The organism is Micrococcus sp. H39-S4 (genome assembly GCF_027158145.1).
GTDB classification, from domain to species: domain Bacteria; phylum Actinomycetota; class Actinomycetes; order Actinomycetales; family Micrococcaceae; genus Micrococcus; species Micrococcus luteus.
Genome location: NZ_JAPVLT010000001.1, coordinates 23,943 through 48,660, shown reverse-complemented (window position 1 = coordinate 48,660; position 24,718 = coordinate 23,943). Strand labels below are relative to the sequence as shown.

The 24,718-nt window shown below is 73.6% G+C and carries 23 protein-coding genes and 1 tRNA gene; 4 read left to right on the top strand and 20 right to left on the bottom strand.

The window, feature by feature from the left end; genetic code table 11:
• Nucleotides 1-9: 9 nt before the first annotated feature.
• Entirely contained in the window at nucleotides 10-2,151 is a 2,142-nt protein-coding gene (locus O3T09_RS00255; protein WP_269295254.1) for an acetyl/propionyl/methylcrotonyl-CoA carboxylase subunit alpha, read from the bottom strand.
• Nucleotides 2,152-2,158: 7 nt separating this feature from the next.
• Nucleotides 2,159-3,775 carry a carboxyl transferase domain-containing protein gene (locus O3T09_RS00250; protein WP_098093290.1) on the bottom strand — a complete coding sequence of 539 codons (1,617 nt, stop codon included), beginning with the start codon at nucleotides 3,773-3,775 and terminating at the stop codon, nucleotides 2,159-2,161.
• Between the two features lie 113 nt (nucleotides 3,776-3,888).
• Between O3T09_RS00250 and O3T09_RS00245 the strand changes: the two genes are divergently transcribed.
• Together O3T09_RS00245 and O3T09_RS00240 are read left to right on the top strand one after the other, a co-directional pair.
• Nucleotides 3,889-4,536, top strand: coding sequence for a TetR/AcrR family transcriptional regulator (locus O3T09_RS00245; protein ID WP_144825494.1), 648 nt, complete (start codon nucleotides 3,889-3,891; stop codon nucleotides 4,534-4,536).
• Between the two features lie 104 nt (nucleotides 4,537-4,640).
• Nucleotides 4,641-5,114 (top strand): GNAT family N-acetyltransferase, encoded by a 474-nt coding sequence (locus O3T09_RS00240; RefSeq protein ID WP_051995227.1) that lies wholly within the window; start codon nucleotides 4,641-4,643, stop codon nucleotides 5,112-5,114.
• Between the two features lie 98 nt (nucleotides 5,115-5,212).
• Here the strand turns inward: O3T09_RS00240 and O3T09_RS00235 are convergent, their stop codons facing one another.
• The 9 genes from O3T09_RS00235 to rpsB form a co-directional block, all read right to left on the bottom strand.
• Complete coding sequence (locus O3T09_RS00235; RefSeq protein WP_230277834.1) at nucleotides 5,213-6,640, bottom strand: dihydrolipoamide acetyltransferase family protein; 1,428 nt, start codon at nucleotides 6,638-6,640, stop codon at nucleotides 5,213-5,215.
• Nucleotides 6,637-7,692 carry an alpha-ketoacid dehydrogenase subunit beta gene (locus tag O3T09_RS00230; protein ID WP_052520122.1) on the bottom strand — a complete coding sequence of 352 codons (1,056 nt, stop codon included), beginning with the start codon at nucleotides 7,690-7,692 and terminating at the stop codon, nucleotides 6,637-6,639. Before O3T09_RS00230 ends, O3T09_RS00235 begins: the two co-directional genes overlap by 4 nt.
• A gap of 8 nt (nucleotides 7,693-7,700) precedes the next feature.
• On the bottom strand, nucleotides 7,701-8,855 hold the full coding sequence (gene pdhA / locus O3T09_RS00225) for a pyruvate dehydrogenase (acetyl-transferring) E1 component subunit alpha (protein ID WP_069941735.1): 1,155 nt from the start codon (nucleotides 8,853-8,855) through the stop codon (nucleotides 7,701-7,703).
• A gap of 155 nt (nucleotides 8,856-9,010) precedes the next feature.
• Nucleotides 9,011-9,610: a DivIVA domain-containing protein gene (locus tag O3T09_RS00220; protein WP_049147668.1), complete on the bottom strand. Its 600-nt coding sequence runs from the start codon at nucleotides 9,608-9,610 to the stop codon at nucleotides 9,011-9,013.
• 49 nt (nucleotides 9,611-9,659) lie between these two features.
• Nucleotides 9,660-10,496 (bottom strand): phosphatidate cytidylyltransferase, encoded by an 837-nt coding sequence (locus tag O3T09_RS00215; RefSeq protein ID WP_049147666.1) that lies wholly within the window; start codon nucleotides 10,494-10,496, stop codon nucleotides 9,660-9,662.
• Nucleotides 10,497-10,521: 25 nt separating this feature from the next.
• Nucleotides 10,522-11,079, bottom strand: a complete 558-nt coding sequence (gene frr / locus O3T09_RS00210; RefSeq protein ID WP_036314042.1) for a ribosome recycling factor — start codon at nucleotides 11,077-11,079, stop codon at nucleotides 10,522-10,524.
• A gap of 53 nt (nucleotides 11,080-11,132) precedes the next feature.
• Complete coding sequence (gene pyrH / locus O3T09_RS00205) at nucleotides 11,133-11,900, bottom strand: UMP kinase (protein WP_002857706.1); 768 nt, start codon at nucleotides 11,898-11,900, stop codon at nucleotides 11,133-11,135.
• Nucleotides 11,901-12,108: 208 nt separating this feature from the next.
• Nucleotides 12,109-12,945, bottom strand: coding sequence for a translation elongation factor Ts (tsf, locus tag O3T09_RS00200; RefSeq protein WP_078026174.1), 837 nt, complete (start codon nucleotides 12,943-12,945; stop codon nucleotides 12,109-12,111).
• Between the two features lie 103 nt (nucleotides 12,946-13,048).
• The gene (gene rpsB, locus O3T09_RS00195; RefSeq protein WP_036339469.1) at nucleotides 13,049-13,942 is read right to left on the bottom strand and encodes a 30S ribosomal protein S2; all 894 of its coding nucleotides are present in this window, start codon (nucleotides 13,940-13,942) and stop codon (nucleotides 13,049-13,051) included.
• Between the two features lie 404 nt (nucleotides 13,943-14,346).
• Here rpsB and O3T09_RS00190 point away from each other — a divergent pair, with 404 nt between their 5' ends.
• On the top strand, nucleotides 14,347-15,021 hold the full coding sequence (locus O3T09_RS00190; protein ID WP_041105090.1) for a M23 family metallopeptidase: 675 nt from the start codon (nucleotides 14,347-14,349) through the stop codon (nucleotides 15,019-15,021).
• Here O3T09_RS00190 and O3T09_RS00185 read toward each other — a convergent pair.
• Nucleotides 14,957-16,153 (bottom strand): glycosyltransferase, encoded by a 1,197-nt coding sequence (locus O3T09_RS00185; protein ID WP_070708481.1) that lies wholly within the window; start codon nucleotides 16,151-16,153, stop codon nucleotides 14,957-14,959. The genes O3T09_RS00190 and O3T09_RS00185 overlap by 65 nt on opposite strands.
• A 312-nt stretch (nucleotides 16,154-16,465) precedes the next feature.
• Here O3T09_RS00185 and O3T09_RS00180 point away from each other — a divergent pair, with 312 nt between their 5' ends.
• A complete protein-coding gene (locus O3T09_RS00180) occupies nucleotides 16,466-17,344 on the top strand; it encodes a C40 family peptidase (protein ID WP_041105089.1) in 879 nt (292 codons plus the stop codon).
• Between the two features lie 61 nt (nucleotides 17,345-17,405).
• On the opposite strand, the gene O3T09_RS00175 is transcribed toward O3T09_RS00180, so the two are convergent.
• The 8 genes from O3T09_RS00175 to glsA all read right to left on the bottom strand — a co-directional run bounded on the left by O3T09_RS00175 (nucleotide 17,406) and on the right by glsA (nucleotide 24,692).
• A tRNA-Ile gene (locus O3T09_RS00175) sits at nucleotides 17,406-17,479 on the bottom strand.
• Nucleotides 17,480-17,524: 45 nt separating this feature from the next.
• Entirely contained in the window at nucleotides 17,525-18,745 is a 1,221-nt protein-coding gene (locus tag O3T09_RS00170) for a glycosyltransferase (RefSeq protein ID WP_020624489.1), read from the bottom strand.
• A gap of 126 nt (nucleotides 18,746-18,871) precedes the next feature.
• The gene (locus O3T09_RS00165; RefSeq protein WP_020624488.1) at nucleotides 18,872-19,513 is read right to left on the bottom strand and encodes a CDP-alcohol phosphatidyltransferase family protein; all 642 of its coding nucleotides are present in this window, start codon (nucleotides 19,511-19,513) and stop codon (nucleotides 18,872-18,874) included.
• Nucleotides 19,514-19,667: 154 nt separating this feature from the next.
• Nucleotides 19,668-20,591, bottom strand: a complete 924-nt coding sequence (locus O3T09_RS00160) for a phage holin family protein (protein WP_078026177.1) — start codon at nucleotides 20,589-20,591, stop codon at nucleotides 19,668-19,670.
• Nucleotides 20,592-20,722: 131 nt separating this feature from the next.
• Nucleotides 20,723-21,556: an aldo/keto reductase gene (locus O3T09_RS00155; protein WP_044659469.1), complete on the bottom strand. Its 834-nt coding sequence runs from the start codon at nucleotides 21,554-21,556 to the stop codon at nucleotides 20,723-20,725.
• An 80-nt stretch (nucleotides 21,557-21,636) separates the two neighbouring features.
• The gene (locus tag O3T09_RS00150) at nucleotides 21,637-22,707 is read right to left on the bottom strand and encodes a nucleoside hydrolase (protein WP_144818278.1); all 1,071 of its coding nucleotides are present in this window, start codon (nucleotides 22,705-22,707) and stop codon (nucleotides 21,637-21,639) included.
• Nucleotides 22,704-23,642, bottom strand: a complete 939-nt coding sequence (locus O3T09_RS00145) for an SDR family oxidoreductase (RefSeq protein WP_144818276.1) — start codon at nucleotides 23,640-23,642, stop codon at nucleotides 22,704-22,706. The genes O3T09_RS00150 and O3T09_RS00145 overlap by 4 nt, the downstream gene beginning before the upstream one ends.
• A 99-nt stretch (nucleotides 23,643-23,741) precedes the next feature.
• On the bottom strand, nucleotides 23,742-24,692 hold the full coding sequence (gene glsA / locus O3T09_RS00140) for a glutaminase A (protein WP_186319455.1): 951 nt from the start codon (nucleotides 24,690-24,692) through the stop codon (nucleotides 23,742-23,744).
• Nucleotides 24,693-24,718: the final 26 nt, after the last annotated feature.

The window sequence follows — 24,718 nt, the reverse complement described above, 5'->3', positions numbered from 1 at the left end:
CTCCTGTTCTCAGGCGTTCTCTTCGGGTGCTGCGTGCTCGGCGGGCTCGACGACGGCGATCAACGCCTGCGCGGCCACGGGGTCGCCCTCGGCGACGTGGACGGTCACGACGCCGGCGACGGCGGCCGTGACGGGGTGCTCCATCTTCATGGCCTCGACCACCGCCAGCTCCTGGCCCGCGGCCACGGTGTCCCCGGTGGCCACGGACACGGCGACGACGGTGCCCGGCATGGGCGTGCGGGCCTCGGGGGACGCTGCGCCGGCCGGGGCACGGCGCGCGGCCGCGGCCGCGCGGGCGGCCTCGACCACCTCGGCCCGGGTGAGGCGGCGGACCTGCCACGCGGCGCCGTCGCGGTGCAGCCACGCCGAGCGCGGGTCCCGCGGGTCACCGGCCAGGAGGTTGACGCCCGCCAGGGCTCCGGCGTCCTCGTCCACCTCGGCGTCGGCGGCGGGGGCGGTGAGGATGCGGTCCTCGTCCCCGACCCGCACGCGCATCCCGGGCTGCGGGGCGCCCGCGCCGCGCCAGCCGTCCGCCCGGGCCCACGCGGTGCCGGCCGCGCGCTGCTCGGCGGCGGCCGCGTCCTCGGACACGTCGGCCAGGGCCTCGGCCGCGAGGGCGGCGAGGTCCTCGGGCAGCGCGGGGGCGGTCCACGCCTCGAGGCCGTCGATCAGCTCGGTGGTGAGCCGGCCGGTCCGCACATCCGTGCGGGCGGCGAGCTCGCGCAGCCAGCCCAGGTTGGAGCGGACGCCGAACAGCACGGTGTCCGCGAGCGCGGCGTCGAGCCGCTCGAGGGCCTCGGCGCGGTCGGCGCCACGGGTGATGAGCTTGGCGATCATCGGGTCGTAGAAGCCGGTGATCTCGGGCTGTGCGCCGTCGACGTCCACGGGGTCCACGGCGCCGACGGCGGTGGCGGGCCGCGCCTGCGGCCCGGAGCCGAACGCGCGCTCCTCGGACGGCCGGGAGGGCAGCAGGAGCGTGTCGACGCGGACGCCCTCGCCGGCGGGCTCGCGCCAGCGCAGCACCGGCCCGGTGGAGGGCAGGAAGCCGTTCGCGGGGTCCTCCGCGTAGACGCGGGCCTCGACGGCGGCGCCGTCGAGGCTCACGTCCGCCTGGGCGAAGCCGAGCGGCTCCCCCGCCGCGATGCGCAGCTGCAGCTCCACGAAGTCCAGGCGTTGTCCGCGCACCCGGACGACCTCCTCGGAGACCGGGTGCTCCACCTGCAGGCGGGTGTTCATCTCCATGAAGTAGAACTCGTCCGGGTTCTCGTCCGAGACGAGGAACTCGACGGTGCCGGCGCCGCGGTAGCCCACGGACACGGCCGCGTCCACGGCGGCCCGGCCCAGGCGCTCGCGGAGCTCGGCCCCGTGCGCCAGCCCGGTCAGCAGGGGCGCGGGGGCCTCCTCGATCACCTTCTGGTGGCGGCGCTGCAGGGAGCACTCGCGCTCACCCAGGTGCACGGTGGCGCCGTGGGCGTCCGCGAACACCTGCACCTCGATGTGCCGGGGCGCGGTGATGAGCCGCTCGAGCAGCAGGGTGTCGTCGCCGAACGCCGAGCGCGCCGTGCGCCGGGCCGAGGCGAGGGCGCCGGGCAGCTCCTCGGCGGCGCGCACGGCCACCATGCCCTTGCCGCCGCCTCCCGCGGAGGGCTTGATCAGCAGCGGGAAGCCGACGTGCTCGGCCTCGGTCGTGATCTGCTCGTCGGTGAGCGTGGGGTCCTGGATGCCGGGGACCACCGGCACGTCGTACGCGGCCACGGTCTCCTTCGCCCGGATCTTGTCCGCCATCGCGTCGAGCGAGCCCACGGGAGGGCCCACGAACACGATGCCGGCCGCCTCCAGCGCGCGGGCGAAGTCGGCGTTCTCGGACAGGAAGCCGTAGCCGGGGTGCACGGCCTGGGCGCCGGTGCGGCGCGCGGCGTCGACGACGGCGTCGATGTCCAGGTAGGACTCGCGGGCCGGAGCCGGGCCGAGGCGGACCGCCGTGTCCGCCTCCCGGACGTGCCGCGCGTCGGCGTCGGCGTCGGAGTGCACGGCCACCGAGCGGATGCCGAGGCGGCGCAGGGTGCGGATGACGCGCACGGCGATCTCGCCGCGGTTGGCCACCAGCACGGTGTCGAACAGGGGCGTCCCCTGGGCGTGGTTCTCGGTCACGGGTGCCTCACATGCGGAACAGGCCGAACCGGGAGTCCGGCAGCGGGGAACGGGAGATGACGTCGAGGGCCAGGGAGAGCACCCGGCGGGTCTGGCCGGGGGTGATCACTCCGTCGTCCCAGAGGCGGGCGGTGGAGTACAGGGGGCTGCCCTGGTCCTCGTACTGCCGGCGGACCGGCGCCTGGAAGGCCTCGACCTCCTCGGGGGACATCGGCTCCTCCCCCGCGGCGGCCCGCTGGTCCTGCTTGATCTGCGTGAGCACGGAGGAGGCCTGCGGGCCGCCCATCACGGAGATGCGCGCGTTCGGCCACATCCACAGGAAGCGGGGTGAGTAGGCGCGGCCGCACATCGCGTAGTTGCCGGCGCCGAACGAGCCGCCGATCACCACGGTCAGCTTGGGCACGCGGGCGGTCGCGACGGCGGTGACCATCTTGGCGCCGTCGCGCGCGATGCCGCCGGCCTCCGCGTCCCGACCCACCATGAAGCCGGAGATGTTCTGCAGGAACAGCAGCGGGATGCCGCGCTGGTCGCACAGTTCGATGAAGTGCGCGCCCTTGCGGGCGGAGTCTCCGAACAGGATGCCGTTGTTGGCGAGGACGCCCACGGGGTGGCCGTCGATCCGCGCGAACGCGGTGACCAGGGTGGTGCCGTGGAGGGGCTTGAACTCGTGGACGGAGCCGCCGTCCACGAGGCGGTCGATCACCTCGCGCACGTCGTAGGGGGTGTTCACGTCCACGGGCACGACGCTGGTCAGTTCGGCCGGGTCCTTGGCGGGCTCCGCGGCGGGGGCGACCTCCCAGGCCGGCGCCTCGGCCGGGGGCAGGGTGGCCACGATGTCCCGGAGGATCTGCATGGCGTGCAGGTCGTCGTCCGCCAGGTGGTCCGCGACGCCGGAGCGCTCGGCGTGCAGCCGGCCGCCGCCGAGGTCCTCGGGCGAGACGTCCTCCCCGATCGCGGCCTTCACGAGCGGGGGGCCGCCGAGGAAGATGGTGCCCTGCTCGCGCACGATCACGGTCTCGTCCGACATGGCCGGCACGTACGCGCCGCCCGCCGTGGAGGAGCCGCACACCGCGGCCAGCTGCGGGATGCGCTGCGAGGAGAGCAGCGCCTGGTTCCGGAAGATGCGGCCGAAGTGCTCGCGGTCCGGGAAGACCTCGTCCTGGCGGGGCAGGAACGCGCCGCCGGAGTCCACGAGGTAGATGCACGGCAGGCGGTTCTCCAGGGCGATCTCCTGGGCCCGCAGGTGCTTCTTCACCGTCATGGGGTAGTAGGTGCCGCCCTTCACGGTGGCGTCGTTGCCCACCACCATCACGAGGCGGCCGTGGACCAGGCCGATGCCCGCCACGACGCCGGCGGCGGGGCTGTCCCCGCCGTACAGGCCGTGCGCGGCCAGCGCGCCGACCTCGAGGAAGGGCGAGCCCTCGTCGAGCAGCGCGTCGATGCGGTCCCGCACCAGCAGCTTGCCGCGGCCGGTGTGGCGCTCGCGCGAGCGCTCGGGCCCGCCGAGCGACGTGCGGGCGACGAGGTCGGCGAGCTCCTGCTCGAGCCGAGCGTGGCCGGCCGCGTTGCGCTCGGCCACGGTGGGCGCGGACTGCGCGGCCGGGGCCGGGGTGCTGGCGGTCATGAGACCCCCTTCAGTGAATGACGACTAACTGAACCGAGCCTCAGTGTAGTGACGATCGTCACGGACGTCGACCGGGCGCCCGGCGCGCCTCGTCTCGTCCTACAGTGGAACCCATGCCCGCCGTCGATCCCGCGTCCCCCGCCGCCCCGGCGACCCCGCCGACCGCCCGGGAGGCCGCCAAGGCCCGACGCCGGGTGGACCTGCTCGCGGCCGCGGCGCGACTGTTCGCGGCCCGGGGCTTCGACGCGGTCCGCCTCGAGGACATCGGCGCCGCCGTCGGGATCAGCGGCCCCGCCATCTACCGCCACTTCGCCGGCAAGGCCGCCGTGCTCACGGCGATCCTCGACACGGCCTCACAGGACCTGCTGGACGGCGGGCTGGCCGCCGAGGCGCAGCACGCGCCGGGGGCGGAGACCCTGCGGGCCCTCATCGGCTTCCAGGCGGACTTCGCCCTCGCCCAGCGCGACGTGATCCGTGTGCAGGACCGCGACATGTCCGCCCTGCCCGACGGCGCGCGCACGGCCATCACGCGCACCCAGCGCGCCTACATCGACGTGTGGGCGCGCCAGCTGCAGGTCGTCCACCCCCACGAGGACCAGGCCACCGCCGTGTTCCGCGCCCAGGCCGTGCTGGGCCTGCTCAACTCCACCCCCCGCTCGGTGCGGCGCACCGCGGCCGACCGCGCGGCTCGCCGCGCGACCCTCGTGGCCATGGCCTGGGCCGCGGCCACGGCCCCCGGGCCGCTGCCCGGCGGGGACTGAGCGGGCGGCACCGGCCCGGCGGGCCGGCGTCGTGCCCGGTGATACGGTGGCCGGTACCCGCGACGGCGGACGCCGTCGAACCCCGCCCCGAGAGGTCCACCGCCGTGCTTCTTCGTGACGTCCGACCCGAGGATCTGGACGAGTTCTTCCTCCACCAGCAGGACGAGCAGGCCAACCTGATGTCCGCCTTCGCCCCCCGCAACCCCCGGGACCGCGGTGTCTTCGACTACCACTGGGCCCACCTGCTCGGGGACGAGGACACCGTCGTGCGGACCATCGAGCACGAGGGCCGCGCCGTGGGTGCGCTCGTGTGCACCCAGCAGGACGGCGTGGGCGAGCTGTCCTTCTGGACCGCGCAGGACTACTGGGGCCTGGGCCTGACGACCGCGGCCGTGGACCGGTTCCTGGAGGAGCACACCGCCCGCCCGCTGCGGGCGCACGTCCCCGAGGACAATGTGGGCTCCGTGAAGGTGCTCTCCCGCCGCGGCTTCGAGACCGTCGGCGAGGAGAAGGTCTTCTCCAACGCCCGTGCCGAGGTCATCACCGAGCTCGTGATGGAGCTGCCCGCCGCCGACTGAGCGCGGCCCACGCCGTGCCGGCGGCCGCACCGGCCTGCCACGACGACGGCCCCGCCTCCCGGTGCCCGGGTGGCGGGGCCGCGGCGCGTCCGGGGCCGTCAGACCATGGTCAGGGTCAGACCCGGGCGGCGCAGGATCGCGCCGACGTCCGCGAGGAAGCGCGAGCCCTGCTCGCCGTCCACGAAGCGGTGGTCGAACGAGAGGGACAGCGTCATGACGTCCCGCAGGGCGATCTCGCCGCGGTGCTCCCACGGCATCCTCCGGACCTGGCCGATCGCGATGATCGCCCCCTCACCCGGGTTGATGATCGGGGTGCCCGCGTCCACGCCGAACACCCCGACGTTCGTGAGCGTGAAGGTGCCGCCGGCCAGATCCGCCGGGGACAGCCGCCCCTCGCGGGCGAGGCCCGTGAGATCGCGGATGGCGTCGGCCAGCTCCCTCAGGCTCATCGCCTGGGCGTCCTTGACGTTCGGCACCATCAGCCCGCGGGGGGTGGCGGCGGCGAAACCGAGGTTCACGAAGTTCTGCTGGACGATCGTCCCGGCGGCCTCGTCCCACCGGGCGTTGACGTCCGGGGTGCGCTCCATCGCCACGAGGCACGCCTTGGCGGCGAGCGTCATGGGCGTGAGCTTGACGTCCCGGAACTCGCGGGAGGCCTTGAGCTCGGCGAGCAGCTCCATGGTCTCGGTGACGTCCACCTGCAGGAACTCGGTCACGTGCGGGGCGGTGAACGCGGACTGCACCATGGCCGCCGCGGTCGCCTTGCGCACGCCCTTGACCGGCACGGCCTCCGTGCGCGGGCGGCCGCCCAGGGTGCGGACGCCCCCGGTCGAGCCCGACTCGGCGCCGGACTGCGGCGGCGCCGCCGCGGCCGCGGGCTGCCCGCCCCCGGCCAGGAACGCCTCGACGTCCGCGCGGGTGATGACCCCGCCCACACCCGTGCCGGTGACCTGCTCCAGATCCACGCCCGCGCGGCGCGCGTACAGGCGCACGGGCGGAGTGCACCGGGGTCGCTCGCCCGGGGCCGGCTCGTGGGCCGCGTCCGCGCGGTCCGGCTCGGCGGCCTCGGGCTGCGGGCGCCCGGCGCCGGCGGGGGCCGCCTCCGACGTGGACGGCGCCTGTCCGCGGGCGGGCTCGCCCGCCGGGGCGGCCGACGTCGCCGGGGCCGCGGAGCCGCGCCGCGCACGGCGGCCGGGCTTGCCGGTGTCCGGCGCGGCGCCGTAGCCGACGAGGGTGGGCACGCGGCCGTCACCCTCGGCGGGCCCGCCGACGTCGGACTCGGCGCCCTCGAGGGTGAAGGTCACCAGGGGCGCACCGACCTCGAGGGTCTCACCCTCGGCGCCGTGCAGGGCCGCGACGACGCCCGCGAACGGGCTCGAGACCTCGACCACGGCCTTGGCCGTCTCGACATCGGCGAGCACCTGGTTCACGGTCACCGCATCGCCCTCGGCCACGCGCCACGTCACGATCTCGGACTCGGTCAGGCCCTCGCCGAGGTCGGGCAGGCGGAAGGTCTTCTGGCTCATCGGGTCTCCTCCCCGGCGTTCTGGGCGGCGAGGAACTGCTCGGCGGTCTCGGGGGCGGCGAACGCGTCCACGGAGTCCAGCGAATTCGGCCGGCCCAGAGCACGGTCCAGGCCGTCGAGGATGCGGTCGAGGTCCGGCAGGTGCAGATGCTCGAGCTTGGACGGCGGGTAGGGCACGTCCATGCCGGTGACGCGCACCGGCGGGGCCTCGAGCCAGTGGAACGCGCGCTCGGCCACCGTGGCCACGAGCTCGGCGCCGAGGCCGCCGGTGCGGGACGCTTCGTGCGCCACGACGAGCCGGCCGGTGCGCCGCACCGAGGACTCGACGAGGCCGGTGTCCAGCGGAGACAGGCTGCGCAGGTCGACCACCTCGACCTCGACGCCCTCCTCGGCCGCCACCTCCGCGGCCTGCAGGGCGGTCTTCACGAGCGGGCCGTAGGCCACGAGCGTGGCGTCCCGGCCCTCGCGCAGGATGCGGGCGGGGCTCATCGGGGGGATCGCGACGTCCAGGTCCACGTCGCCCTTGTCGTGGTAGCGACGCTTGGGCTCGAGGTAGACCACCGGGTCCTCCGAGGCGATCGCGGCGCGGATGAGGTCGTACCCCTCCTGTGGGGAGGACGGGGAGACCACCCGCAGGCCCGCGGTGTGCAGGAAGTAGGCCTCGGGCGACTCGGAGTGGTGCTCCGGGGAGCCGATGCCGCCGCCGAAGGGGATGCGGATGGTCACCGGCATCGGCACGGCGCCGCGGGTGCGGGCGCGCAGCTTGGCCAGGTTCGCCACGATCTGGTCGAACGCCGGGTACACGAAGCCGTCGAACTGGATCTCGACGACGGGCCGGTAGCCGCGCATGGCCAGGCCGATGGCCGTGCCCACGATGCCGGACTCGGCCAGCGGGGTGTCGAGCACCCGGTCCTCGCCGAACTCGGCCTGCAGGCCGTCGGTGATGCGGAACACGCCGCCGAGGGCGCCGATGTCCTCGCCCATGAGCAGGACCTTGGGGTCGTCGGCCAGGGCACGGTGCAGGCCGCGGTTGATCGCCCGGCTGAAGGTCATGCGCTCGCTCACGCGCCCGCCTCCTCGTCGTCGAACTGCTGCAGGTAGAGGGCGTGCTCGCGGCGCTGCCGCTCGAGCTCCTGGTGGGGCTCGGCGTAGATCTCGTCGAAGAGCCTGTCCGCGCCGTCCTCCTCGAGCGCCTCGAGGGCGCGGCGGACCTCGGCCGCCAGCTCGTCGGCCTCGGCCTGGGCCTGTGCGAGCACGGCGTCCACGTCCACATCGAGGGTGCGCAGGTGCGCCTCCACGCGGGTCAGCGGGTCACGGGCCTTCCAGGCCTCGAGCTCGGCGTCGTCCCGGTAGCGGGTGGGGTCGTCCGCGGTGGTGTGCGGGCCCATGCGGTAGGTGACGGCCTCGATGAAGGTGGGACCGCCCCCGTCGGCCGCGCGCTCGACGGCGGCGCGGGTCGCGGCGAGCACGGCCAGGACGTCGTTGCCGTCCACGCGCATCGACGGGATGCCGAAGCCCCACGGGCGGTCCGCGATGCTGCGGCGGGTCTGCAGGCGCACGGGCTCGGAGATGGCCCAGTGGTTGTTCTGGCAGAAGAACACCACGGGCGACTGGTACGAGGCGCTGAAGACCATGGCTTCGTTGACGTCCCCCTGGCTCGTGGCGCCGTCGCCGAAGTAGACGATCGTGGCCACGTCCGCCTGGTCCCGCTGGACGCCCATCGCATAGCCGACGGCGTGCAGGGCCTGCGCGCCGATGATGATCTGCTGGGTGGCCACCCGCGCCTCGTTCGGGTCCCAGCTCGAGAACGTGGAGCCGCGCCACACCCGCAGCAGGTCCAGCGCGGGGACGCCGCGCAGCAGGGCCACGCCGTTCTCGCGGTAGGACGGGAAGACGAAGTCGTCCGGTCGCAGCGCGACGGCGGAGCCCACCTGGGCGGCCTCCTGGCCCAACAGCGGGGGCCACAGGGCCAGCTCGCCCTGACGCTGCAGGTGCGTGGCCTCGACGTCGAGGCGCCGGACCACGGCCATCTGACGGTACAGCGCGGCGAGGGCGTCGGCGTCGACGTCCTCGATCCACGGGTCGAGCTCCGGCTGTGGACGGCGGCGGCCCTCCGCGTCGAGCACCTGGAGCGCCACGGCCTCGGCCGGGCCCGCCGGGGGCGGAGAGCCGGCGGATCGGCCGCCGGTGGGACGGGTGTGGTCCACGAGGGTCACTGCACTGCCTTCCGATCGACGCCCACGGTGCGGGGCGAGGGAGCTGTACGCATGCGCGAACAGGGGTGGAGCGCGCGGCGTCTCGGTGGTGTGATTGTAATCACTTCAGTGTGATCTGCGCCACTCTCCCGGGGCCGCCGCGCGAGGGCCGGGTGTCAGGCGCGGCGCAGCAGCACGTCGACGGCGGCGTCAAGGTAGGCGTCGACCTGGCCCTCCTCGTAGCCGGCGGCACCCTCGGCCTCGCTGAACGCCGCGCGGCGCACGTCGTCCGCGGTCAGCCCGCCTTCGGCGTCGGGATCCGTCGAGTCCTCCGCACCGGCCAGGGTGACGCGCAGGCGGTCCACGAGCGCGTCCACCTGGTCCACGTCGTAGCTCACGGCGTCCGCGCGGGAGGGGCGGCGGAAGCGCTCCGCCGGGGCCCGGTCGGCACGGGCCACGAGCTCGGCCACGCGCTCCTCGAGGTCTGCGGCCCAGTCCTCGTCCCCGCGCTCGGCGACGAAGGCCTGACGCTCGGCGGCGGCCAGCTCCTCTTCGAGGCGGTCCAGCTCGTCGTCCACCTCGTCCGTGGCGTAGCCGCCGTTGACGGTCGCGAAGCGGGCCTGGCGCACCTCCTCCGCCGTCAGCGGGGCACCGCCGTCGCGTGCCTCACGGGCACGCGCCATGAAGGCGTCCACGTGGGTGGTCTCGTAGCCGATCTCGTCCTGCTCGACGAGCTCGAAGACCGGCTCGGCGTCCGGGGTGGTGCGGGGGGTCATGGGCGTCTCCTGCGGTGCGGGTCCCGGACGTGCCGGGTCGAGGGGTGGATCAGGTCAGGGGCAGCGCCAGCACGGTGTAGGCCACCGGCGAGGCGAACACGAGGGAGTCCAGGCGGTCCATCACGCCGCCGTGGCCGGGCAGGGCGGAGGACATGTCCTTGATGCCGAGCTCACGCTTGACCATGGACTCGGAGAAGTCCCCCGCGGTGGCGGCGGCGACGGTGGTCACGCCGAGGACGGCGCCGATCCACCACGGCTGGCCGACCAGCAGGGGGACGGCGACGACGCCCACCAGCACCGAGCCCGCCAGGGAGCCGGCCAGGCCCTCCCAGGACTTCTTGGGGCTGATGCGCGGGGCGATCGGGGTGCGGCCGAGGCGGTAGCCCACGATGTAGCCGAACGTGTCGTTGGAGACCACCATCAGCAGCAGGATCGCCACCATGCGGTGCCCCAGCGGCTCGTCCAGGAGCGCAGCGGCGAAGGAGAGCAGGAACGGCGCCCACAGCACGATGAACACGCCCGCGAGCATGAACTGGCCCGCCGGGCGCCGGCGCGTCAGCGCCGTCCACACGGCCACCAGCGCCAGGCATGCCACCAGGGCGATGAACAGCGCGGGCACCCCCCACCGCCACGCGGTGAGCGGCAGGGCCGCCGCGGCCACCCAGAGCGGGGGCCGCGGCACGTCCAGGCCGATGCCGCGTACCGCCGTCGCGATCTCGGACACCGCGCCGACCAGCAGGGCGACCACGAGCACGACCAGCAGCCAGTCGAGCCAGAAGAGGCCGACCAGGGCCGTCGCCAGCAGCCCCACCCCCACGAGGACGGCGGACTTGAGGTCGCGGCCGCCGCGCGGGGGTGCGGGCGAGGTGGGCACGGCGGAGGTCATGGGACGAGCGCGGACGGCGGGAGGCTCAGACCTCCAGCAGCTCCTGCTCCTTGTTCTTGGCCATCTCGTCGATGAGCTCGACGTGGCGCTTGGTGAGCGCGTCCAGCTCCTTCTCGCCGCGGGCGCCCTCGTCCTCGCCGACCTCGCCGTCCTTGACGGCCTTGTCCATGGCCTCCTTGGCCTTGCGGCGGGCATTGCGCACGGAGATCTTGTGCTCCTCCGCCTTGGACTTGACCAGCTTCACGTACTCCTTGCGGCGCTCCTCGGTCAGCTCCGGCATCACGATGCGGATGACCTTGCCGTCGTTGGACGGGTTCGCGCCGACCTCGGACTCGGACAGCGCCTTCTCGATGTTGCGCAGGGCCGACTGGTCGAACGGGGTGATGAGCAGCGTGCGGGCGTCCGTGGTGGTGAAGGACGCCAGCTGCTGCAGCGGGGTGAACGAGCCGTAGTAGTCGACCATCACCTTGGAGTAGAGGCCCGGGTTGGCGCGGCCCGTGCGCACGGAGGCGAAGTCCTCACGCGTGGCCTCGATGGTGCGGTCCATCTGCTCTTCGGCGGACTGCAGGGTCTCCTGGATCACGGTGTCTCCTCGGTGTGGTGGAACAGGTCTGCCGCCATCCTACGCGGCGCGCCTCAGACGGTGACGGTGGTGCCGATCGGCTCGCCGAGCAGGGCGCGGGTCACGTTGCCTGGGCCCTCCATGCCGAACACGCGCATGTCCAGGTCGTTGTCCTTGCACATGGTCATGGCGGTCAGGTCCATCACGCGGATGTTCCGCAGCAGCGCCTCGTCGTAGGTCAGGTGCGTGAGACGCTCGGCGGTGGGGTCCTTCTTGGGGTCCGCGGTGTAGACGCCGTCCACGCCGGACTTGGCCATCAGGACCTCGTCCGCCCCGACCTCGAGGGCACGCTGGGCCGCCACGGTGTCCGTGGAGAAGTAGGGCAGGCCGGTGCCTGCGCCGAAGATCACGACGCGGCCCTTCTGCATGTGGCGGATGGCGCGCAGCGGGATGTAGGACTCCGCCACCTGCTCCATGTGGATGGCGGACTGCACGCGCGTGGTGACCCCGGCCTGGATGAGGAAGTCCTGCAGGGCCAGGCAGTTCATCACGGTGCCGAGCATGCCCATGTAGTCGGCCCGACGGCGGTCCATCCCGTTCTCGGACAGCTCGGCGCCACGGAAGAAGTTGCCGCCGCCGACGACGATCGCGATCTCCACCTGGTCCGCCGCGGCGGCGATCTGCTCGGCGATGCCGCGGACGGTCTCCGGGTCCACGCCGATCTTGCCGCCGCCGAACACCTCGCCCGAGAGCTTGAGGAGCACGCGACGGCGGCCGGTGTCGTCCGAGGTCTGCGGGGCGTGGGCGGTGGTCGGGTCCTCGGGGGCGCGGTTCGTCTCCATGGGAAGCATCTCCTGGTCGGTGGGGGGTCGGGCCGGGGACGGCCGTCCCGGGGGCGGACACGCGGACGGGGTGGCCGCCCGGTCGGGGCGGCCACCCCGTCATGCGATGGTCGTCGGCGCCATCCGGCGCCGGAGTGGACCTCGGGTCGCTCCCGATCCTACGCCCCCGCGGGGCGTGGACCGGGAGCGGCCGGTCCGGGTGCGGCGGTCAGTTGCCGACGCGGAAGCGGGCGAACCCGGTGACGTTGGTGCCGGCGTCGGAGGCGACCTTGCCGACGGTCTGCTTCGGGTCCTTCGCGAACGGCTGGTCCACGAGCACGATCTCCTTGAAGAAGCCGGTCAGGCGGCCCTCCACGATCTTCGGCAGGGCCTGCTCCGGCTTGCCCTCGGCACGGGCGGTCTCATCGGCGATGCGACGCTCGTTCTCGACGGTCTCGGCCGGCACGTCCTCACGGGTGAGGTACGTGGGCGAGTAGGCCGCGACGTGCACGGCGATGTCGTGCGCGGCGGTCTTGGCCTCGGCGGAGTCGGCGTCCACGGCGAGGAGCACGCCCACCTGGGCCGGCAGGTCCTTGGAGGTCTTGTGCAGGTAGGCGTCCACGTAGGCGCCCTCCACGCGGGCCAGGCGGCGCACGGCCACCTTCTCGCCCAGCAGGGCGCCCTCCTCGGTCACGTAGTCGCCCAGGGTGCGGCCCTCGTGCTCGGAGGCCAGCAGGCCGTCGACGTCGGTGGCGCCGGAGGCGACGGCGGCGCGCAGCACCACGTCGCCCAGGGCGATGAACTTGTCGGCCTTGGCCACGAAGTCGGTCTCGCAGTTGAGCTCGATCATGACGCCGACGCCGTTCTCGACGGTCGCGGCCACGAGGCCCTCGGCGGCCGAGCGGCCCTCGCGCTTGGTGGCGCCCTTGAGGCCCTTCACGCGGATGATCTCGATGGCCTTCTCGGCGTCGCCGTCGGCCTCGTCCAGAGCCTTCTTCACGTCCATCATGCCGGCGCCGGTGCGCTCGCGCAGGGCCTTGATGTCAGCAGCGGTGTAGTTCGCCATGCTCGTTCGGTCCTTCCCGTGGTGTGGGTTGTGCGGGATGTTCGGGGTCTGATCCGGTCCGTCGGCCCCGCCGGGTGAGGCCGGGCCGACGGACCGGCCGGGATCACTCGCCCTGCGGGGCGGCCTCGGCGGCGGGGGCCTCGGCCCGCTCGGCCGGCGCCTCGGCAGCGGGGGCCTCGGCCTGCTCGGCCGGTGCCTCGGCGGCGGGGGCCTCGGCCTGCTCGGCCTGCTGGGCGTTGTGCTGCTCGAGCAGCTCGCGCTCCCACTCGGCCATCGGCTCGGCGGCCGCCTGGCCGGACTTGCCGCCCTGGCGGGCGATCAGGCCCTCGGCGACCGCGTCCGCGACCACGCGGGTCAGCAGGTTCACGGAGCGGATGGCGTCGTCGTTGCCCGGGATCGGGTAGGCGACCTCGTCCGGATCGCAGTTGGTGTCCAGGATGGCGACGACCGGGATGCCGAGCTTCTGGGCCTCGTCGACGGCCAGGTGCTCCTTCTTGGTGTCCACGACCCACACGGCGGAGGGGGTCTTGGCCATGTTGCGGATGCCGCCGAGGTTGGCCTGCAGCTTCTCGAGCTCACGGTTGAGCAGCAGCAGCTCCTTCTTGGTGAACTGCGAGCCGGCCACGTCCTCGAAGTCGATCTCCTCGAGCTCCTTCATGCGCTGCACGCGCTTGGAGACGGTGGAGAAGTTGGTCAGCATGCCGCCGAGCCAGCGGTGGTTCACGTAGGGCATGCCCACGCGACCGGCCTGCTCCGCGATGGCCTCCTGGGCCTGCTTCTTGGTGCCGACGAACAGGATGGTGCCGCCGTGGGCGACGGTCTCCTTGACGAACTCGTAGGCGCGGTCGATGTAGGACAGCGACTGCTGGAGGTCGATGATGTAGATGCCGTTGCGCTCGGTGAAGATGAAGCGCTTCATCTTGGGGTTCCAGCGGCGGGTCTGGTGGCCGAAGTGGACACCGGAGTCGAGGAGCTGGCGCATGGTCACGACGGGCATGACGTTCCCTTCTGTGGCAGCCGTGGCACCCCGCGCTTCACGCGCGGGCGGTCTGCCGGTCGATTTCTTGACGGTTGGCGGCCGGCCCGGTCGGGCGGCCCCTGGCACCACGACGGCGGGCTGCCGGGCCCCACGAGCACCCGCGCCGACGTCCTCTCCAGGAGGACGGCGGGGACGGGACCGAGCGTGGGGGCTGGGCCGCTGAAGCGACCCACCGCGATGCGCGGAGTCGGCGTCCGGGGCACAGCACAGGGCCGGCCACAGGACACCGCTGAGGTGAATCCTACCCCAGGTGGGCGCCCGCTCCCATCGCCGACTCCTGCACAGGGGCCGGTGCGGCGGGCGCTCTCCACGATGGGACTGCGGGCCTGCCACGCGGCCGCCCGGAACGCCAGGCTGACGCCATGACCCCTCGCACGCTCCTCCCCCGTCCGCTCCCGCGTCCGCGCATCGCGGGGTGCGTCGCGGCAGCCCTGCTCGCCTGGCTCGTCCTCGCCCTGGGGATGGGCGACCTCGGCCCCGTGTCCCGGGCCACGCCCGCACCGTCCACGCGTGACGCGCTGCTCCTCGTCGCGGCGTCCCCGGCAGGTCCGGGCGCGACGGCCGCGCCGGTCGCGTGGCACCCGCCCGTCGCCGGCGCCGCCCCGGATGACGTGCTCCGCGCGTTCGTCGCACCCGAGCGACCGTGGAGTCGGGGGCACCGGGGCGTGGACCTCGCCGTGCAGACCGGGGCTCCGATCCAGGCGCCGGCGGCGGGCCGGGTCGTGTTCGCCGGGGTCGTGGTCGACCGCCCCGTGCTGACCCTGGAGCACGAGGACGGGACCCGCAGCTCGCTCGAGCCGGTGGAGGCGGATGTCGCCGTGGGGGCCGTCGTCGCCGCGGGCGACCCGGTGGGGCGACTGGCCGGGGCGCCACCGCACTGCACGCGCGCGTGCGTGCACTGGGGCGTGCGGGAGCCCGACGGCTGGCGTGTGGGGGAGGCGGCCTTCGACCGCTACCTCGACCCGCTGGTGCTCATCGGGTGGAGCGGCCCGTCCGTGCTCTGGCCGCACGCCGCGCCACACCCAGCGCGGCCGTGAGGTCCAGGAGCCGGCGGGCGGACTCGTCCCAGCTGAACCGGGCCGCCTGGGCGACGCTCGCCCGGGAGGCCACGGCGAACTCGGCGGGATCCTCGAGCTCCCGCACGCGGGCGGCGAGCGCGGCCGCCCGGTCCCCCTCGAGCGGGACACCCCGGAAGGACGGGGTGCCCGCGCCGGCGATCTCGCGGAAGATCGGCAGGTCCGAGCACACCACCGGCGTGCCATGGGCCATCGCCTCGGCCACGGGCAGGCCGAAGCCCTCGGCGCGGGAGAGGGTGACGGCCGCGGTGGCCCGGCGGAGCAGGCGCACGTACTCGGCCTCGTCGGTGCCGTCGTGGAACACCACGTCTGCGCCGTCGGCCCCTGCGACGGCGCGACGCTCGGCCAACCGGTCCTCGAGCTGCCCGCGGCGCTCCGGGCTGATGCGGGAGAGCAGGTGCAGCGTGTAGCCCGGCAGCAGCGGCGCGGCGGCCACGAGGGACTCGACGTCCTTGTAGTCCATGAACGAGCCCATGTAGAGCAGCGTGCGCTCCGGGGTCTCGTCCGGGTCCCGCGGCTCCGGGACCGCCTGCGCCGCGTTCGCGACGACGTGGACCGGACGCCGGGTGAGGCGGTGCCGGGCGATGAGCTCCGCCGTCGTCCGGGAGACCGTGGCGACCGCGTCCGCGCGGTCGAGCAGGAGCCGCTGCGGGATCTTGGTCAGGTGATAGGCCCGCCAGAGCCAGCGGATCGGCTCGGACAGGTTCCGCGGCGGGGTGCGGTGCTCGTAGTAGATGAGGTCGTGGAGCGTGAGGATCAGGGCGTAGTCCCGCCCCCACGACCCCATGGTCTGCATGGGCGAGAAGACGACGTCCGGTCGCAGACGCGCGACCTGACGGGCCACGAACGGCTCGCGTGGGGAGGTGGGGCCGGAGACGAGGTGCCACGGCACGCCGTCCGGGAGCAGGGCCAGCTGTCGTTCGTCCGAGATCAGCATCGCGACCTCGACGTCAGCCCCCGCCGGGCCCGGTGCGGCGGCCCGGCGGGCGACCGCCTCGAGGAGGCTCGCGCCGTAGCGGGAGATGCCGTCGTGGAAGTCGGTGCGGGTGTAGCGGGCGTCCATCAGCAGGCGCAGGGGGCGGGAGGGGCTCACCCGGACCACGCTAGCGCCGCGCCGGAGCGGGGCGGGGACAGCCGCGCGCGGAGGGTGTCGAGCGGGGGGTGTCGAGCACCGAGCGGCCACCTGGACGACATCCGAATTTCTGATTGCGTTTCGATAACGATCGTGTATCTTGATCACGGATCGGTTACGACCGGTCCGCCACACCGGGGCTTCCTCCGCATCCGCGCGTACCCGGTCATCCGCACTGCTCGTCAACTCGCACCCGCGGTCCGGCCTCGTTCCGGGCACCGCCCCGAGGCACCACCCTCACGGGCCGCAGGTCCTGTCCGGGAAGAAGATCTGATGTCTGTGACCTCCCCGCACGCCGCCGCGCGTCGCGCCCCCCGCACCGCCGCCGCCTCCGTGGCGCTCGCCCTGGGCGCCGCCGCCCTGACCGGCGTCGGCACCGTGTCCGTCGCCGAGACCGCCCAGGCCGCCGAGACCACCTACACCGTCCGCTCCGGCGACGGCTGGTGGATCATCGCCCAGCGCACCGGCGTCTCCATGTCCACGCTGCAGTCGCTCAACGGCATGACCGCCGCGACCGTGCTGCACCCCGGCATGGTCCTCAAGACCTCCGGCACCGCCACCCCGGCCCCGGCCCCGGCGCCGTCCACCTCGGGCTCGACCTACACCGTGCTGGCCGGCGACGGCTGGTGGATCATCTCCTACCGCACGGGCGTGTCCGCCTCGGTCCTACAGTCCATCAACGGCATGACCTCCTCGACCATGCTCCACCCGGGAATGGTCCTGAAGACCACCTCGGTCTCCACCTCCAGCGCCCCTGCCCCTGCGCCGGCGCCCGCGTCCAAGCAGGCTGCCGTCGACTACGTGCGCTCCGCCGTCCGGAACCCGTCCTCCTATTACGTGTGGGGCGGCAACGGCCCCTCCGGCTTCGACTGCTCCGGCCTCACCCAGCAGGCCATGGCCCGGGCCGGCATCTCCATCCCGCGCCGCGCCGGCGACCAGTACCTCGCCGCGAAGTCCTACGTGCCGATCTCCCAGGCCCAGCCCGGCGACCTCGTGTTCTATGCGAACCAGTCCACCGGCCGCATCTACCACACGGCCATGTACATGGGCGGCGGCCAGCTCGCCCACGCCCTCAACGAGGACGCGGGCCTAGTGTTCACCTCCACGACGATCATGAAGTCCGACATGCTCGCGGTGGCCGCCCGCTACTGAGCACCGGCACGACGACGGCCCCCGGCCCGCGCCATACCGCGCGGCCGGGGGCCGTTTTCTGTAGGGCGTGCGGGACTTGAACCCGCGACCCAGGGATTATGAGTCCCCTGCTCTGACCGACTGAGCTAACGCCCCTCCCCCGCGGCATCGCGCGGGACCCGCCCATCCTACCGACGGGTCTCAGAGCATCGCGCGGACCTCGGCGGCCGTCGCGCCGCGGTAGAGGCGCTCGAAGATGTCCACCGTCTTCTGGGCGGAATGATGCAGGGCCTTCGCGTGGGACGCCTCGCCCATGGCGGCGCGGTCCGCGTCCGAGAGGTCGAGGATCCGGGCGATCCGATCGGCCAGGGCCACGTGGTCCCCGGGCGGGAAGAGGTGGCCGTTGACGCCCTCGTCCACGAGGTGGGGCAACGCGAGGGCGTCCGCGAGGACCACCGGGGTGGACGCGCTGAGCGCCTCGAGGGTCACGAGGGACTGCAGCTCCGCCGTGCCCGGCTGGCAGAACACGTCGGCGCGCAGGTAGGCCGCCCGCAGCTCCTCCTCGGAGACGTGGCCGCGCAGCAGGACGCGGTCGGCCACCCCCTCCTCGTCCACCGTGGCACGGATGCGGTCGCGCTGCTCGCCGTCGCCGACGATCTCGGCGTGCACGTCCAGGTCGGGGCGGGTGCGGGCCAGGTGCGCGATCGCACGGATCAGCACCTCCACGTTCTTCTCCACGGCCAGCCGCCCCACGAAGAGCACGACCGGATGGCCGGGATGGTCCACCCTCTCCCCCGGCTGCAGCTCGTAGGCGCTCGCGTCGATGCCGTTGGAGACCGGGAGAACGTTGTCCAGGCCAGCGTGCTCGGCCATGGCCTGCGCGGCGAGGGCCGTGGGGGTGGTGACCACCGCGCCCTTGCCCATGAGTCGACCCATGTCCTTCCACGACACCCGGGAGACGATGTCCAGGAACCACTGCGGGAACGGCAGGAACGGCTCGAGGTTCTCCGGCATGAAGTGGTTCGTGGAGACGATCCGGATGCGGCGCCGCTCGGCCTCGTTGATGGCGGCCTCGCCGATCATGTAGTGGCACTGGGCGTGCACGACGTCCGGCTGGACCTCGCGGTAGATGCGGCGGAAGGAGATCTTGGCATGCCGCGGGAGCACCACACGGTAGTACTCGTGCGTCGGCGCCGGCAGGGAGCGCAGCAGGTGCACGGTGGCCTCCGGCCGGTGCTCCACGGTGTCCGGGCCGGCGTCACTGCGCGGCATCACGACGTGGACCTCGTGGCCGCGCGCGTGCAGCGCCGTGGCGAGGCGGTGGCCGAAGGTGGCGGCCCCGTTGACGTGCGGCGGATAGGTGTCTGCGGCGATCAGCACCTTCAGGGGGCGGTCGGCGGCGATCCCGGGACGGTCGGACACGGCGGTCCCTCTCTGTGGTGGCGATGGCACGACGGCGCCCGGCCCGTGCCGTGAGGATCGGCCGCGGGCACGGCGCGCGTCCCACGGTAGCAACCGTCGGCGCCGGCACGAGGATGCGCGAGGGGGTCAGCCCCGGCGGGACGGGTGCTCGCGCGGGTCCTGACCGTCCGCCCGCAGGCCGCGGGCCTTGCCCACCGCGCGCACGAGGTAGTCCCCCGCGGCGAGGATGTGCAGCAGGCAACCGGCGCCGACCAGAGCCAGGGCCACGCCGCTCCACGGGCCGCCGTCGACCCCCGGCACACGGGCGAGCAGCAGCAGGGGCGTGCCCACCAGCAGCAGCGCGGTGCGCACCTTGCCCAGGACCGTGACCGGCAGGTCCGGGCTGCCGCCGAACAGCCACAGGCACACGGCGGCGAGCACGAGGTCCGGGATCGCGATGGCCAGGGCGAGCCAGAGCGGGGCGATACCGGTGGCCACGAACGTCACGGCCACCACCAGCAGGGAGAGGCGGTCCGCCACCGGGTCGAGCCACCGCCCGACCGTGGAGATCATGTCGAACCGGCGCGCCACGTAGCCGTCCACCCAGTCCGTGCCGGAGAGCACCGCCAGGATCACGAACGCGTCCAGGTGCCGGCCGTCGACGGTGAGCCACACGAACACCGGGACCAGGGCGAAGCGGGCCAGGGTGATGAGGTTCGGCACGGTCAGCCAGGTGTCGCGGACGCGGTACTCGTGGCCCTCGCGCAGGCCGACGTCGATCACACGCATGGGTCGCTCCTCCAGGGTCCGCGGGCGGACGCCCCCGCCGGGCGCCCCACACGCCCAGCCTACCGACGCCGTCGCCCCTCCCCGCAGACGACGAGGCCCCGATCCGTGGGGATCGGGGCCTCAGGGGCCGGGGAGGGCGGGCACCCCCCCCGGGTCAGCGGCGGCGCAGGCGGCCGGCGAGCGCCACGAACGCGGCGGAGGAGGCGCCGAGCAGCGCGAGCGGCTGCCAGTTGTCCTTCACGTAGTCCTCGGCCTCGGCGGTCCGCTCCCCCGCGCGGGCGGCACCGGTGAACGGCGCGGTCTGCTCGGTGGCGTGTGCGGTCTCGGGGGTGACGCCGCGACCCTTGCGCTGCGCGGCGAAGGCCGCGAGCTGGCCCTTCACGCTGGTCTTCTCGTCCAGGCCGGAGCGGATGTCGCCCAGGTGGCGGCGGCGCAGGTCGGCACGGCGACGGATCTCCGCCTCGCTGGCGTCGGCGCGGTCCGGATGGGGAGCGGCCTCGCCGTTCTTGCGGGCCTTCTTGTTCTCCTCCTTCTCCACCTTCTTCCGCTCGGCCTCGCGGGCGGCCTCGACACGCTTGGCCTCGGCGCGCTCCGCCTTGAGGCGGTCGTACTCGGCCGGATCGAAGGCGTTGCCCTCCTTGAGGTAGCCGAGGTCGTACTCGAGGTTGCGCACGATCTCCTGCGGCACGAGCGGCATGGCGCCCTTGACCATCATGAGGCCGACGCCGGCGAAGATCAGGCCGAGCACGAGGAACGCCAGCGCCACCATCAGCGCCGGGAACCAGAAGGTCGGGTCGGCGAAGGCGCCGATCAGGGTCACCACGAGGGCGACCACCATGAGTGCGAGGAAGAACAGGCCCACCACCGCGATGCCGGCGCCGATGCCGGCCTTCTTGCCCTTCGCGGCCACGTGCCTCTTGGCGAGCTCGAGCTCGTCCTTCATCTGCAGGGGCAACAGGCGCACGACGGCGCCGAGCAGGTCGGTCAGCGAGCTCGCGCGGGTCTGCGGGGTCACCGGGACGGCGGTCCGCGGCGCGCGGACCTTCGACGCATCGGCGGGGGGAGCCTGGTGGGACATGGTGCATGCCTTCCGTGGAGTGCCTGGACAGATGCGCCCGGGCGGCGCGGCGGTCGCCGGGCATTCTCGAGCAAAGCTATCACCGGCCCGCCCCCAGGGGGACGGGCCGGGTGCGCGCGATGGCGGCTGGATCAGAAGTCGATGACCGCCGGGTCGGGGCCGAGACGGCCGTCCTCGCGGTCGAGGGCGTCGATCCGGGCGACGTCGTCGTCGGTCAGCTCCACCCCCGCGGCCTCGAGGTTCGAGACGATGCGCTCGGGCGTCACGGACTTGGGGATGACCACGAAGCCGTGGGCGAGGTGCCACGCGATGACCACCTGGGCCGGCGTCGCGCCGCGGGCCTCGGCGATCTCCGTGACCACGGGGTCGGCGAGGAGGTCGCCGCCCTGACCGAGCGGGGACCAGGACTCGTGGACGATGCCGTGGCGGCCCTCGACCTCGCGCAGCTCGCGCTGCTGCCAGTACGGGTGGGTCTCGACCTGGTGGATCACGGGCACCACGCCGGTGGCCTCGATGATCTCCTCGAGCTGGGCGGCCGGGAAGTTGGAGACGCCGATCGAGCGCACCTTGCCCTGCTTCTGCGCCTCGATCAGGGCCTTCCAGGTGTCCAGGTACTTCCCCTGCGCCGGCTTGGCCCAGTGGATGAGGTAGAGGTCGACGTAGTCGGTGCCGAGCTTGTCGAGCGAGACGTCGAGGGCGGCGAGCGCCTCCTCGTAGCCCTGGTCCGAGTTCCACACCTTGGTGGTGAGGAACAGCTCCTCGCGGGCGACGCCGGACGCGGCGATGCCGCGGCCCACGCCCTCCTCGTTCCCGTAGATCGCGGCGGTGTCGATGTGGCGGTAGCCGGCGCGGATCGCCTGCTCGACGACGTCGGCCGCGACGTCGTCCTCGACCTGCCACACGCCGAGCCCGAGCTGCGGGATCTGCTGGCCGTCGTGGAAGGGGACGGTGGGAACGTCGGTCATGAGGGAGCTCCTGGAGGGTCGGGGTCGGGCGGATGCCTCGGGTGCAACCGCACGCGGACGGGGGGCATTCCCGACGGCGGTCACCGGGCCGGGGCGCCGCCGTCGGGCGTCCGCTCCCCCGCGACGACGGCGCCCACCGCGCGGGCGAAGGCCGCGAACACCTCAGCGGGGTCGTTGGCCGTGACGAGCCGGGCGTTGGGGCGCCGGCCCCAGATGTCCCGCGTGTCGTGGACGGTGGTGCCGCGCAGCAGCTCCGAGTCCGCCTCGACGTCGACGACGGTGGCCCGCGTGGCGATGCGGGCCTGGCCCGCGGCCACCTGGGCGGCGAAGAGGTCGTGCAGGTGCGCGATGTAGCCCTGGTCGTAGTCGTGGTGGAACTCGAAGTAGAAGCGCAGCGCGTCGGCGAGCACGTCCAGGACGGGGCTGCCGGTCGCGGCGTCCGGTCCGGCGACCCGCGGTCGGTCCGCGGACCAGCCGACGGGGTGGGCGCCGGCGTCGGCCAGGAGGCCGTCCAGCAGGGCGGGCGTGTACTCGATCCGCTCCGTGGTCTCGAGCGCGCAGACCACCGGCAGGCGATCCTCGGGCAGGCCCTCGACGGCCGCGAACACCTCCTTCGCGGCGTCCGGGTCCACCCAGGTGTTCCACTCGGCGGTGGGCGTGGTGTTGCCCGGATGATAGAAGGAGCCGCCCATGATCACGACGCCGCGGGCGAGGAACGGCAGGCGCGGCTCGGCGCGCAGAGCGAGGGCCAGGTTCGTCAGCGGCGCGGTGCAGAGGATCGTCGTCTCCCCGGGGTGGGCCCGCAGCTCGTCCAGCCACACCTCCACGGCGGGCCGGGGCGCGAGCCGCTCAGGGCGCCGATCGATCCGGGCATGGCCGAGACCGCCGTCGCCGTGGGTCTCCGGAGTGGTGGCCGCGGGCCGGCGCAGCGGGGTCTCGGCGCCGACGGCCACCTCGACGTCGGCCCGACCGGCCAGGTCCAGCACCGCGGCCGTGTTCAAGGCGCAGTCCCGGGCGGTCGCGTTGCCGCCCGTGGTGGTGACGGCCGCGAGCTCGGGGCCGACACCCAGGCGGTGGGCGCCCACGAGGTGGAGCAGGGCGCAGGCGTCGTCGATGCCGGTGTCGACGTCGGCGAGGAGGCGGGCGGTCACGGGGTGGGCGTGCCGCCGTTGGCGTTGAGGGTCTCGCCGTTGACGTAGCTGGACTCGCCCGAGGCAAGGAACACGTAGGCGGGCGCCATCTCCACGGGCTGGCCGGCGCGGCCGATGGGGGTGCTGTGGCCGAACTCGGGCAGCTTCTCCTCGGGCTCACCGTAGGACACGTGCTGCACCGTCCAGATGGGCCCGGGCGCCACCGCGTTGACACGGATGCCCTTCGGGCCGAGCTGCTCGGCCAGGCCCTTGGTGAAGTTGTTGATGGCGCCCTTGGTGGCCGCGTAGTCGAGGAGCCTCGGGTTGGGGTTGTAGGCCTGCACCGAGGTGGTGTTCACGATCGTGCTGCCCGGGCCCATGTGCTTCAGCGCGGCGCGGCTGAGCGTGAACATGGACATGATGTTGATCTGGAACGTCTCGTGGACCTGCTCGTCCGTGAGATCGGCCAGGTCATCGGAGATGAACTGCTTGCCCGCGTTGTTCACGAGGATGTCCAGGCCACCGAGGCGCTGCGCGGCCTCGTCCACGAGGGAGGCGCGGTAGTCGGCGTCCATCAGGTCGCCCGGCAACGCGACGGCGGTGCGCCCGGCCGCCTCGATCGCCGCCAGGACGCGGTCGGCGTCGGGCTGCTCCTGAGGCAGGTAGGCGATGGCGACGTCCGCGCCCTCACGGGCGTAGGCGATGGCGACCGCGGCACCGATGCCGGAGTCGCCGCCGGTGATCAGGGCCTTGCGGCCGGTCAGCCGGCCCGCGCCCCGGTACGAGTCCAGACCGATGTCCGGGACGGGATCCGTCTTCACGTCCAGGCCCGGCTCGGGCTGGCGCTGCTTGGTGATATGGAGCTTCGGGTGGCGGGTGCGCGGGTCGTCATGGGCCAGCTGGGAGTCCTGCACGGGGATCGCGGGGGCGTCGTCCTTCTTCTCTGGAGTGGTCATGGGCCGGATGCTACGCGGCGCGCGTCAGAGGGTGACAAGGGACGGGGCGCGGCGTCGTCGGCGTGGCCCTCGCGACGGCGGCGCGGCGGCGGCCAGGCGTCAGCGGGGCCCGCTGAGGCCGCGCAGGGCGCCACGGTGCTGGAGCACGTGCAGGTCCCAGCGCGCGCTGAGCCCCTCGAACAACCCGATGCCACGCCGGGAGTTACCTTGCTCATCCAGGCGCGGCGACCACGTGGCGAGGCCCAGGGCCCCGGGCACGGCGCCGAGCAGCGCGCCCGAGACGCCGGACTTCGCGGGCACGCCGACCTCGGCCACCCACTGGCCGCTGGCGTCGTACATGCCGCAGGTGAGCATCACGGACATCGCCTGCTGCGCCACCCACTCGTCCAGCACCCGCTCCCCCGTCACGGGGTTCGTGCCACCAGCGGCGAGGGTGGCGCCCATGACGGCCAGCTGGGGTGCGGTGACCAGGACCGAGCACTGCGCGAGGTACCCGGCCACGGCCTCGCGGGCCGAGATGGGCAGCCGGCCGGCGTCGGCGAGCAGGTGGGCCAGGCCCAGGTTGCGGTCGGCGCGGGTGCGCTCGGCGTCGAGGACGTCCTCGCAGACCTCCAGCTCGACGCCGGCCATCGCGCTGTAGCGGCGCAGTAGCAGGGCCGTCCGCTCATCCTCGTCCCCGGCGGGCAGGAGGGCGTGGACCAGGATGGCGCCGGCGTTGATCAGCGGGTTGTACGGCCGGCCGTCGTCGTGCAGGGACAGGTGGTTGAACGACTCACCGGAGGGCTCGACGCCCACGTCCTCCAGCACGTGGTCCAGGCCGATCTCCTGCAGCACCACCGCGTAGGTGAGGGCCTTGGAGACCGACTGCAGCGCGAAGGCGTGCTCGGTCTCCCCGGCGGCGGCCTGGTGACCGTCCACCGTGCACACCGCCACGGCGAGGCCGTCCACATGCTGGCCGGCGACGTCCTCGAGGTAGTCGGAGGGCTCACCGCGACGGTCGGACTCCACCTCGTCGAGCATCGCGCGCAGGTCGTCGTCGAATCGCGTCATGTCCATTCCTGGCACAGTAGTGGGCG

Excerpts from the sequence above, each read along its gene's own strand:
- O3T09_RS00250 (WP_098093290.1), bottom strand. The coding sequence starts at position 3,775 with ATGACCGCCAGCACCCCGGCCCCGGCCGCGCAGTCCGCGCCCACCGTG.
- O3T09_RS00245 (WP_144825494.1), top strand. The coding sequence starts at position 3,889 with ATGCCCGCCGTCGATCCCGCGTCCCCCGCCGCCCCGGCGACCCCGCCG.
- O3T09_RS00235 (WP_230277834.1), bottom strand. The coding sequence starts at position 6,640 with ATGAGCCAGAAGACCTTCCGCCTGCCCGACCTCGGCGAGGGCCTGACC.
- O3T09_RS00230 (WP_052520122.1), bottom strand. The coding sequence starts at position 7,692 with ATGACCTTCAGCCGGGCGATCAACCGCGGCCTGCACCGTGCCCTGGCC.
- O3T09_RS00220 (WP_049147668.1), bottom strand. The coding sequence starts at position 9,610 with ATGACCCCCCGCACCACCCCGGACGCCGAGCCGGTCTTCGAGCTCGTC.
- O3T09_RS00215 (WP_049147666.1), bottom strand. The coding sequence starts at position 10,496 with ATGACCTCCGCCGTGCCCACCTCGCCCGCACCCCCGCGCGGCGGCCGC.
- pyrH (WP_002857706.1), bottom strand. The coding sequence starts at position 11,900 with ATGGAGACGAACCGCGCCCCCGAGGACCCGACCACCGCCCACGCCCCG.
- tsf (WP_078026174.1), bottom strand. The coding sequence starts at position 12,945 with ATGGCGAACTACACCGCTGCTGACATCAAGGCCCTGCGCGAGCGCACC.
- rpsB (WP_036339469.1), bottom strand. The coding sequence starts at position 13,942 with ATGCCCGTCGTGACCATGCGCCAGCTCCTCGACTCCGGTGTCCACTTC.
- O3T09_RS00190 (WP_041105090.1), top strand. The coding sequence starts at position 14,347 with ATGACCCCTCGCACGCTCCTCCCCCGTCCGCTCCCGCGTCCGCGCATC.
- O3T09_RS00180 (WP_041105089.1), top strand. The coding sequence starts at position 16,466 with ATGTCTGTGACCTCCCCGCACGCCGCCGCGCGTCGCGCCCCCCGCACC.
- O3T09_RS00165 (WP_020624488.1), bottom strand. The coding sequence starts at position 19,513 with ATGCGTGTGATCGACGTCGGCCTGCGCGAGGGCCACGAGTACCGCGTC.
- O3T09_RS00160 (WP_078026177.1), bottom strand. The coding sequence starts at position 20,591 with ATGTCCCACCAGGCTCCCCCCGCCGATGCGTCGAAGGTCCGCGCGCCG.
- O3T09_RS00155 (WP_044659469.1), bottom strand. The coding sequence starts at position 21,556 with ATGACCGACGTTCCCACCGTCCCCTTCCACGACGGCCAGCAGATCCCG.
- O3T09_RS00145 (WP_144818276.1), bottom strand. The coding sequence starts at position 23,642 with ATGACCACTCCAGAGAAGAAGGACGACGCCCCCGCGATCCCCGTGCAG.
- glsA (WP_186319455.1), bottom strand. The coding sequence starts at position 24,692 with ATGACGCGATTCGACGACGACCTGCGCGCGATGCTCGACGAGGTGGAG.